The sequence below is a fragment of the Bradyrhizobium sp. STM 3809 genome (assembly GCF_000239795.1).
Taxonomy (GTDB): domain Bacteria; phylum Pseudomonadota; class Alphaproteobacteria; order Rhizobiales; family Xanthobacteraceae; genus Bradyrhizobium.
Genome location: NZ_CAFJ01000417.1, coordinates 1 through 1,068, shown reverse-complemented (window position 1 = coordinate 1,068; position 1,068 = coordinate 1). Strand labels below are relative to the sequence as shown.

General features: G+C 69.0%; 1 protein-coding gene and 1 pseudogene. Both read left to right on the top strand.

Annotated elements, in window-relative coordinates; genetic code table 11:
- A pseudogene (locus BRAS3809_RS20150) lies at window positions 1-238 on the top strand (TetR/AcrR family transcriptional regulator); the annotation flags it as partial.
- A 118-nt stretch (window positions 239-356) separates the two neighbouring features.
- Window positions 357-1,068, top strand: a 712-nt coding sequence (locus tag BRAS3809_RS20145; RefSeq protein ID WP_035657140.1) for a M81 family metallopeptidase, incomplete at its 3' end; no start/stop codon positions are given.

Here is a 1,068-nt window from a genome sequence, read left to right as displayed (position 1 = left end):
GCGCCGCGCCCAGACCGAGGAGCAGCTCCGGCATCGGTTCGAGCGGGCGAAGGACGAGGGCGATCTGGTTCCAGGCGCCGACCCCGCCGCACTCGCCCGCTACGTCTCCGCCGTCATCACCGGCATGAGCGTGATGGCGTCCTCGGGCGCCGACCGCCAGGCGCTGGCGCAGGTCGCGATGGTTGCGATCAAGGCGATCGAGGATCAGTCGGTGCGCGCGCCGGTCCCGGCGAACTGATCGGCCTCATGCGCTGAACGACGGGCGCTCTGCCCGCGCGCTGTCTTGTGCTCTGGGAGGCGATGCGGTCCCCTGCGGCCGCCTCCGCGTCATCGCGCCAACCAAGAGCCAAGCCGTCATGCGTGTCTTCTCCGCCGCCCTCGCCACCGAGACCAACACCTTCGCGCCGATGCCGACGGGGCTCGCGACCTTTCACGAGCGCGCTTACTTCCCGGCAGGCCAGCATCCCGACAAGATGCAGATGCATGGCGGGCCGCTCTGGGCCGCGCGCCAGGTCGGCCCGTCGAAGGGCTGGACGCTGATCGAAGGCCTCGTCGCCGCCGCCGTGCCGAACGGGCTCGTCACGCGCGCGGCGTTCGAGACCTTGCGCGACCAGATCCTCGCCGACCTCAAGGCCGCGCTGCCGATCGACATGGCGCTGATCGGGCTGCACGGCGCGATGATCGCCGACGGCTATGATGATTGCGAGGGCGAGCTGCTGTCGCGGATCCGCGAGATCGCAGGCCCGGACGTCGTGATCGGCGCCACGCTCGATCCGCACGTGCACATGAGCGAGCTGATGGTGGAGAGCGCGGATCTCTTGATCTGCTGGAAGGAATATCCCCACACCGACATTCTCGAGCGCGCGCAGGATCTGGTGAAACATTGCACCGAGCTTGCCGAGAAGCGGCTGACGCTGCGCTCGGCGCTGGTCGATACCGACATGATCGTGACCTTGCACACCACGCGGGAGCCGGTGCGCAGCTTCGTCGACCGCATCACCGCGCAGGAGGGCAGGGACGGCATCGTCTCGGCCTCGATCGTGCACGGCTTCGGCTGGGGCGACACAC